We start from the raw sequence: 7,807 nt of genomic DNA, 5'->3' as shown, positions 1-7,807 counted from the left end.
CCGCGCTCCACCGCGAGCCGCGCCACCGACAGGCCGATGCCGCTCGCGCCACCGCTCACGACGAAGCGCAGGCCGGGGGAGGCTGCGGTGGCGGTCATGCCGCGACGGCCGCCTGCAGGCGCGGCCGCATGTCGTCGGAGATGCGGTCGCAGCGGTCGATCCACACATCCGAGTGCGCGAGCGCATGCTCGATCAGCCTTCGAGCACCTTGAGCCGCGAAGGCTGGCCGATGATCTGCGGGTGCATGCCGACCATCATCATCCGGTCTTCGGCATGGAGCATGTCGAACTCGCTGGTCCAGGCTTCGAGCACGGCAGAGGGTGCCTGCAGCGTGCGGCCCGGCAGCGTGATCGAGTACTGGAAGAAGGGCGCGTCGTCGAGCACCCAGCGAAACGGCAGCTCGACGATGTCGGTGCGCGCGCCGCCGATTTCGAGCAGGTAGGGCGAGTCGTCGTCGAAGAAGTTCGACGAGTAGCTGAAGCCGTACTCCTTGAGCAGGTCGAGCGTGATGCTGCTGAACTCCGCCGCCGGCGAGCGCCAGCCGCGCGGGCGCGTGCCGGCCAGGCGCGTCAGGGCTTCCATGCCGCGGTCCATTTCCTCGCGCTCCTCGGCCGGGCTCAGGTTGACGATCCAGCGGTGGCTGTAGCTGTGGTGCGCCACCTCGTGGCCCTTGTCGACCACTTCGCGCACGAGGTCGGGGTGCTTGTCGGCCACCTCGCCGGGAATGAAGAAGGTGGCGCCGATGCCGTAGCGTGCGAGCAGCGCGAGGATGCGCGGCATGCCGACCTTCCAGCCGTAGGCGCCCTGCGACATCAAAATGGGCCGCTGGGCGTTGGCCGGGTCGCGGCCGGTCCACATGGTCTCCGCGTCGAGGTCGAAGGTCAGCATGAGCGGAAAGCCTTTGCTCGTGGTCGGCATCAGGAAACTCCTTGGCGAAATCGGGGGAAGGGTGTGGTTCGGTCAGACGTGCTTGTGAAAGCCCGTCCAGCGCTCGGCCAGCAGCAGCACGACGCCGGTGGTCACGATGAGCAGGGTCGACACGGCGGCCACGCTCGGGTCCACGCCCTGCTCGACCGACGTGAAGATCTTCACGGGCAGCGTGGTCTGGCTCGCGGACAGCAGGAACACCGACACCGGCACGTTGTCCAGCGAGGTGATGAAGGCGAAGAGGCCGCCGGCCACCAGCCCGGGCTTCACGAGCGGCAGCGTGACGAGGCGAAAGCTCGTGAAGCCGTCCGCGCCGAGCACCCGCGCCGCGTCTTCCAGCGACTCGTCGACCGACGAGAGGCTGCCCAGGCTGGCCCGCACCACATACGGCACGGTGATGACCACGTGCGCGAGCCACAGGCCCAGCGAGTTGCCGCGCAGCCCGGTCATCGTGTAGTACTGCAGCAGCGCCACGCCGAGCACCACCGAAGGCAGGATCAGCGGCGCCATGAACAGCGAGGTGAGCGCGCCCGCGCCCGGCACCATGCGGCGGTGGATGGCGTAGGCCGCGATGAGCCCGAGCACCAGCGCGGCGGCGGTGGACGCGGCGGCCAGCCACAGGCTGGTCCATGCGGCGCTGAGGTATTCGGGGTCGCGCAGCACCACCTCGAACCAGTGGAAGGTCAGGCCCTTCGGCGGGATCGTGAGGTAGGCCGTCTTGCTGAAGGCCGCGAGCACCACCACCAGCACCGGGATCTGCAGGAACACCACCACCGCGATGGCCGTGGCCGCGAGCACGGGCGTCTTCTTGCCGTCGGCGTTCATGCGTTGCCTCCCCAGCGCCGCAGCACGCGGCTGGACAGCCCGATGACCACCAGCGTGAGCGCGGTGAGCGCGAACGACATGGCCGCGCCGGCGGGCCAGTCGAGCGTCTGCAAAAAGTCGTCGTAGATCAGCGTGGCCATCACCTTGTAGGTGGGCCCGCCCAGCATGCGCGGCGTGACCAGCGCGCTGATGGTCAGCACGAACACGAGGATGGAGCCCGACAGGATGCCCGGCGCGCTCATCGGCAGCGTGATCGACCAGAACACGCGCAGCCGGCTCGCGGCCAGCGTGTACGCGGCGGCCTGCACGTCCTTGGAGATCGCCTGGATGGCCGGCACCAGCATCAGCACCATGAACGGCAGGAAGATGTGCGACATACCCACCAGCAGGCCGAACAGGTTGAACATCATCTTGATGGGCCGCTCGATCAGGCCGACGTCCATCAGGAGGTTGTTCACGAGGCCCCGGTTGGCGAGCAGCGCGATCCAGCCGAAGGAGCGCACCACCAGGTTCAGCAGCATCGGGAAGATCACGAGCATGGTGAGCGCCAGCCGCATCTTCGGCCCCGCGTTGGCGATGTAGTAGGCCAGCGGATAGCCCAGCAGCAGGCAGATGGCCGTCACGCCGAAGCCCAGCACCAGCGTGCGCACCACCACCTCGCGGTAGTACTCGTCGGTGACGATGCTGGTGTAGTTGGCCAGTGTCCAGCCGGCGGAGATGCCGGTGCCGGGCTCGTAGGGGTGCAGGCTCAGCGGCACCATCAGCAGCACCGGCGCGACAAAAGCCAGCAGCAACAGCAGCAGCAGGGGCGACGCCAGCAGCGTGCCGGTGAGCTTGCGCGGGTTCATGCGGCGGCGGCCTGCACCGCGCGCGCGGTGACGTACACGTGCTGCGGCGCGATGGCCACGCGCACCGGCGCATCGACGTCCAGGCCGGCGTGCGGGCCGTTGGTGACGGCCTCGGCAATGAGCTCGGTGCCGCCGAACGCGAGCAGGTACTGCACGCGCGCGCCGACGAAGGAGCGCATGGCGACGCGGCCCGCGAGCGTGGCCGCGCCGGGAGAGGGCGCATCGGCGAAGCGGATGTCTTCCTGGCGGATCACCACGTCGACCGCCGCGCCCTGCGCCATGCCTTCGGCGGCAGAGGCGGGCAGCATCGGGCCGTTGTCCAGCTGCACCGCGGCGGCGGCGCCGGTGGCACGCACCACGCGGCCCGTGAGCCGGTTGGGCCGGCCGATGAAGCTCGCGACGAAGCCGGTGGCGGGGCGGTGGTAGATGGCCTCGGGCGTGTCGAACTGCTGCACCACGCCGTGCGCGAGCACGCACACGCGGTCGGACATCGACATCGCCTCGCCCTGGTCGTGCGTGACGAACAGCGTGGTGATGCCGACCTCGCGCTGCAGGCGCTTGAGCTCGATCTGCATCTCGTCGCGCAACGAGGCGTCGAGGTTGGACAGCGGCTCGTCGAACAGCAGGATGCTCGGGCGCGGCGCAATCGAACGCGCCACCGCCACGCGCTGCTGCTGGCCGCCCGAGAGCTGTTTGGGCATGCGGTCGCCGAGCGCGGAAAGGCGCACGCTGGCCAGTGCCTGGTCGACGCGCTGCTTCAGTTCGCTGCCCTGCATGCCCTGGCGGCGCAGGCCGAAGGCGACGTTCTCGAACACGCTCATGTGCGGGAACAGCGCATACGACTGGAACACCAGCCCGATGTTGCGGCGGTTGGTCGGCAGCGCGGTGATGTCGCGGCCGTCGACCAGGATGCGCCCGCCGGTCGGCTCGATCAGGCCCGCCACCATGCGCAGCACGGTGGTCTTGCCGCAGCCCGAGGGGCCGAGCAGCGAGATGAATTCGCCGTCATGCACCGAAAGCGAAACCGACGATGCGGCCGTGTGGCCCGGGTAGCGTTTCTCGAGACGGTCGAGCGTGAGTGCCGGCATGGCGGTCGGGTCCTGAGGATGGAAGAGGGGGCGTTCAGCGGGCGACTTCGCGCTGCCAGCGCTTGGTCCAGTCGGGCAGCGACTTCGCCACGGCCTCGGGGTCGGGCAGCCAGAGGTTGTCGAAGGTCTCCTTGTAGGGAACGATCTTCGCGGCCTTGTCGCTGAGCTTGACCTGCGTGTTCACGGGCCCCGCGTACTTGCGCTCGGCGAAGCAGGTCTGGCCCTCCTTTGACAGCACCTCGTCGATGTATTTGAGCGCCAGCGCCGGCGACTTGGCGCCCTTCGGAATCACCAGCGCGGGCAGGATGCCGACCGCGCCTTCCTTCGGATAGACGATGGCCAGCGGCAGGCCCTTGTCGATGGCCGAGCCCGCGCGGTCGGGGTACCACACGGCGGCGGCGATTTCCTGCCGCTCGAACAGCGAGACGATCTGGTCGGCCTGCGTGTAGAGCGTGACCGACGACTTCGCGATGGGCTTGATGGCCGCGAAGCCCGCGTCCATGTTCGCCAGCGTGCCGCCCTTCATGCGGTTCAGCGCCATGAGGAACTGCGAGCCCGAAGTGCCGCTGATGTCGCCGATGGCGAGCTTGCCGTCGAACTCGGGCTTGGCAAGGTCGGCCCACGAGGTGGGCGGTGTCTTGACCTGCTTGGTGTCGTACACGATGACGGTGGCGCCGGTCATGAACACCACGTACTGGCCGTCCTTGTCGAGGGCGCGCGGCGACACCTCGGCCGCGTTCGCGAGCTTGCTCTTGTCGATGGTCTCCAGCAGCTTCTCGTTCTTGAGCTGCGAGGCGAGCGAGTTGTCGATGTAGACCACGTCGAAGTCCGACTTGCCGCCGGTCGCGCGGATCGACGCCGCGAACTGCGACGAGCTGCCGAGCTTGAGCGCGACCTTGGCGCCGGTCTTCTTCTCGAAGGCGGCGATGTGGCAGGTCTTGGAGTCTTCGGCGAAGGAGCCGCCGAAGATGCCGACCACCAGCTCTTCGGCCTGCGCAACGTGCGCGCCGCCGGCCAGCAGAGCGGCCGCAAGGCCGGGGACGAGACAGCGCGAGAACGTGGTTTTCATCGTGAACTCCTGGAAGGCAAAGGCCTGAAGGCCGCGTTGGAATTCACTTTATCTTTCGTAAAAGATAAATGCAAGGCATTTAAGATAGGGACGAACCCGCGCCACGGCGCTGCACCACAATGGCAGCGAAAAGGCCCCAACGTTGATGGAGAGAAGGTCATGCCGCACAAAAAGGAAGCATCGAATCGACGTCCGCCCCAAGGCGATGCCAAGGGCCGCGAAGCCCCGGAAGACCTGCGTTCCCCGGTCGACGAGGCACCGGCCGAGGGCGGCGACCTCGTCGCGCGCGGCATCCGGCAGTGGCAGCGCGAGCGGCCCGACATCGACAGCAGCGGCAAGTCGGTGGTGGGCCGGCTGCTGCGTCTTGAAGAAGTGGTGCTGCGCACGCTGAACCAGGTGCTGGAGCCCTTCGGCATGAAGTACCAGGAGTACGCGGTGCTCGCCACCTTGCGCGTGGCGGGCGCGTCCTACCGCCTGTCGCCGTCGCGGCTGCAGAGCACGCTGCTCTTCACTTCGGGCGGCTTGTCGAACCTGCTCAAGCGGCTGGAGAAAGAGGGCTGGATCAAGCGCTCCATCGACCCCAACGACGGGCGCGGCGTGCTGGTCAAGCTCACGGCCAAGGGCATCCGCCTGGCCGACGAGGCCATGCCGCGGCACGCGGCGGCCGAGCTGCATCTGCTGCGCATGTTCGACGACGGGCAGCGCGATGTGCTGTCGGGCCTGCTGAGCCAGATGATGACGGGCAACGCGCCCGAGCTGGGCCCGGAGCCCGGCGAGGCGCTGCGCAAGCCGCGCGATTGAGTCCGCGCGATCGGCAATCGCGTCAGAACAGCTTCGTGCCCGGCGGGACGTCGCGATCGGGCACGCACAGCGCCACGTGGCCGTCTTCGTTGTGGAAGCCCGTCACCAGGCATTCGGACATCAGCGAGCCGATCTGCTTCTTCGGAAAATTCACCACGGCCACCACGAGCTTGCCGACCAGTTCGGCGGGCTGATAGAGGTCGGTGATCTGCGCGCTGGATTTCCTGACCCTCAGCGGCCCGAAGTCGACCTGCAGCACATAGGCCGGCTTGCGCGCCTTCGGCAGCGGCTCGGCCGCAAGCACGCGGCCCACGCGCAGCTCGACCTTGGCGAAATCGCTCCACTCGATGAGGGGCATGTCGCCCGGCGCTTCGGCGCTCGTGGCCGGCGATGTATTCGGTGGGGAGGTCATGGGCAAGTCTTTCATCGGCGAAGATGTTCTTTCTTCGAGCATACCGATTCACCCCACGACACAAGCACATGCAGACCCGACTGCGCGGCGCGCTGGAAATGAGCGCATCCATGGCGATCTCCGGAACCATCGGTTGGTTCGTCGTGCGCGCCGACCTGCCGGTGGTCGACCTGCTGTTCTGGCGCTGCGTGTTCGGCGCGGCCACGCTGCTGGTCGTGTGCCTCGCGCTGGGCCTGCTGCGGCGCGGCATGCCCCGGCGCAGCCTGGCGCTTGCGGCGGCCGGCGGGGTGGCGCTGGTGGTCAACTGGGTGCTGATCTTCGCGGCCTTCTCGTACACGTCGATCTCGATCGCCACGGCGGTCTACAACACGCAGCCCTTCATGCTGGTCGCGCTCGGCGCGCTGGTGCTGTCGGAGCGGCTGACCGGGACGAAGGTGGGCTGGCTCTGCGTCGCGTTCGCGGGCGTGGTGCTGGTGGCGCAGGCCAGGAATGGAGGCGGCGATGGGGACGGCGCCGGCTACCTCGTCGGCGTGCTGATGGCGCTGGGCGCGGCCTTCTGCTACGCCGTGGCCGCGATCATCGCGAAGAAGCTGGACGGCATGGCGCCGCACGTCATTGCGCTGGTGCAGGTGTGCGTCGGCATCGTGCTGCTCGCGCCGTTCGCGCATCTGCGCGCGCTGCCCACCGACGCGGGCACGTGGGGCATGCACCTGGCCATGGGCGTGATCTACACGGGGCTGGTGTTCACGCTGCTGTACAGCGCGCTGCAGAAGCTGTCGACGCCGGTGGCGGGGGCGCTGTCGTTCATCTATCCACTGGTGGTGTTCGTGGTCGATTTCTTCGTGTTCGACCGGCGGCTGAGCGCGCTGCAGTTGGCGGGCGCGGCGGCCATCCTGATTGCGGCGGCGGGCATGACGTTCGGGTGGCCCTTGCCCGGCCTGGCGCGGCGGGCTCCCAGACTGCCATTAAAATGAGAATTATTCTTATCTGACGCGGCCGTGGCCGCCACGCCCGTCCGCCATGGCCGCCGATTCCGTTCTTCATCATCCGCACATCCAGACGCTCTACTGCGACCACCACGGGTGGCTGCAGGGCTGGCTGCGCAAGAAGCTCGGCAACGCCTTCGACGCGGCGGACCTCGCGCAGGACACCTTCCTTCGCATCCTCGCCGCGCCCGACGGCACCCCTGAAAAGCAGGGCGACTGGCAACTGCGCGAGCCGCGCGCCTACCTCACGGTGGTGGCCAAGCGGCTGCTGGCCAACCTGTACCGCCGCCGTTCGCTGGAGCAGGCCTACCTTGACGCGCTGAGCGCGCTGCCCGAGCCGCAGGCGCCGTCGCCCGAGCAGCAGGCCATCATCCTGGAGACCCTGCAGGAGATCGACGCGATGCTCGACGGCCTGGCCGCGCCGGTGCGGCAGGCCTTCCTGATGGCGCAGCTCGAAGGGCTGGGTTACGCGGAAATCGCGACGAAGCTGGCCGTGAGCGAGCGCACCGTCAAGCGCTACATGGCCGAGGCGATGGCGCGCTGCATCCTGCTGACGGCATGAGCGCGCGGCAGGCCGTGTCGGTGGACGAGGGCGTCGCCATGCAGGCGGCGCAGTGGTTCTTCCTGATCCAGTCGGGCGAGGCCACGCCGGCCGAGCGCTCGCGCTGGACGCAATGGCGCGAGGCCGATCCGTCGCACGAAGCGGCGTGGCAACGCGCCGAGCAGGTGAGCCGCAAGTTCGGCATGCTGCCCGGTGGCCTGTCGATGCCCGCGCTGGGCCGCACGGTGCGCGCCGACCGCCGCGCGGCCGTCAAGACGCTGGCGCTGCTGCTCACCGCCGCGCCCGCGGG

10 protein-coding genes are annotated in these 7,807 nt (G+C 68.6%); 4 read left to right on the top strand and 6 right to left on the bottom strand.

All coding sequences use genetic code 11. The annotated features are described in order from the left end of the window. Positions 1 to 192 precede the first annotated feature (192 nt). From BMG07_RS38565 to BMG07_RS38545, 5 genes are read right to left on the bottom strand one after another with little or no spacing between them, the layout of a single operon-like run. Positions 193 to 918 carry a polysaccharide deacetylase gene (locus BMG07_RS38565; RefSeq protein WP_198088904.1) on the bottom strand — a complete coding sequence of 242 codons (726 nt, stop codon included), beginning with the start codon at positions 916 to 918 and terminating at the stop codon, positions 193 to 195. A 42-nt stretch (positions 919 to 960) separates the two neighbouring features. Further along, a complete protein-coding gene (locus tag BMG07_RS38560) occupies positions 961 to 1,752 on the bottom strand; it encodes an ABC transporter permease (RefSeq protein WP_198088903.1) in 792 nt (263 codons plus the stop codon). Beyond that, positions 1,749 to 2,600 (bottom strand): ABC transporter permease, encoded by an 852-nt coding sequence (locus tag BMG07_RS38555; protein ID WP_198088902.1) that lies wholly within the window; start codon positions 2,598 to 2,600, stop codon positions 1,749 to 1,751. The genes BMG07_RS38560 and BMG07_RS38555 overlap by 4 nt, the downstream gene beginning before the upstream one ends. After that, entirely contained in the window at positions 2,597 to 3,688 is a 1,092-nt protein-coding gene (locus BMG07_RS38550) for an ABC transporter ATP-binding protein (protein WP_198088901.1), read from the bottom strand. The genes BMG07_RS38555 and BMG07_RS38550 overlap by 4 nt, the downstream gene beginning before the upstream one ends. A 34-nt stretch (positions 3,689 to 3,722) precedes the next feature. Then, positions 3,723 to 4,757: an ABC transporter substrate-binding protein gene (locus BMG07_RS38545; protein ID WP_198088900.1), complete on the bottom strand. Its 1,035-nt coding sequence runs from the start codon at positions 4,755 to 4,757 to the stop codon at positions 3,723 to 3,725. A gap of 159 nt (positions 4,758 to 4,916) precedes the next feature. Here BMG07_RS38545 and BMG07_RS38540 point away from each other — a divergent pair, with 159 nt between their 5' ends. Continuing rightward, positions 4,917 to 5,558: a MarR family winged helix-turn-helix transcriptional regulator gene (locus BMG07_RS38540; protein ID WP_198088899.1), complete on the top strand. Its 642-nt coding sequence runs from the start codon at positions 4,917 to 4,919 to the stop codon at positions 5,556 to 5,558. Positions 5,559 to 5,580: 22 nt separating this feature from the next. On the opposite strand, the gene BMG07_RS38535 is transcribed toward BMG07_RS38540, so the two are convergent. Continuing rightward, the gene (locus BMG07_RS38535) at positions 5,581 to 5,916 is read right to left on the bottom strand and encodes a tRNA-binding protein (protein WP_198088905.1); all 336 of its coding nucleotides are present in this window, start codon (positions 5,914 to 5,916) and stop codon (positions 5,581 to 5,583) included. A 122-nt stretch (positions 5,917 to 6,038) separates the two neighbouring features. On the opposite strand from BMG07_RS38535, the gene BMG07_RS38530 reads away from it, so the two are divergent. The 3 genes from BMG07_RS38530 to BMG07_RS38520 all read left to right on the top strand — a co-directional run. Then, on the top strand, positions 6,039 to 6,944 hold the full coding sequence (locus tag BMG07_RS38530; RefSeq protein WP_198088898.1) for a DMT family transporter: 906 nt from the start codon (positions 6,039 to 6,041) through the stop codon (positions 6,942 to 6,944). Between the two features lie 46 nt (positions 6,945 to 6,990). Next, positions 6,991 to 7,518 (top strand): sigma-70 family RNA polymerase sigma factor, encoded by a 528-nt coding sequence (locus BMG07_RS38525; RefSeq protein WP_198088897.1) that lies wholly within the window; start codon positions 6,991 to 6,993, stop codon positions 7,516 to 7,518. Then, a partial coding sequence (locus BMG07_RS38520) for a DUF4880 domain-containing protein (RefSeq protein WP_198088896.1) occupies positions 7,515 to 7,807 on the top strand: 293 nt, incomplete at its 3' end. The genes BMG07_RS38525 and BMG07_RS38520, both read left to right, overlap by 4 nt.

The sequence above is a fragment of the Variovorax sp. E3 genome (genome assembly GCF_016082275.1).
Lineage (GTDB): Bacteria > Pseudomonadota > Gammaproteobacteria > Burkholderiales > Burkholderiaceae_C > Variovorax.
Note: the sequence above shows the minus strand (reverse complement) of the source record. Positions and strands in the feature narration are given on the sequence as shown.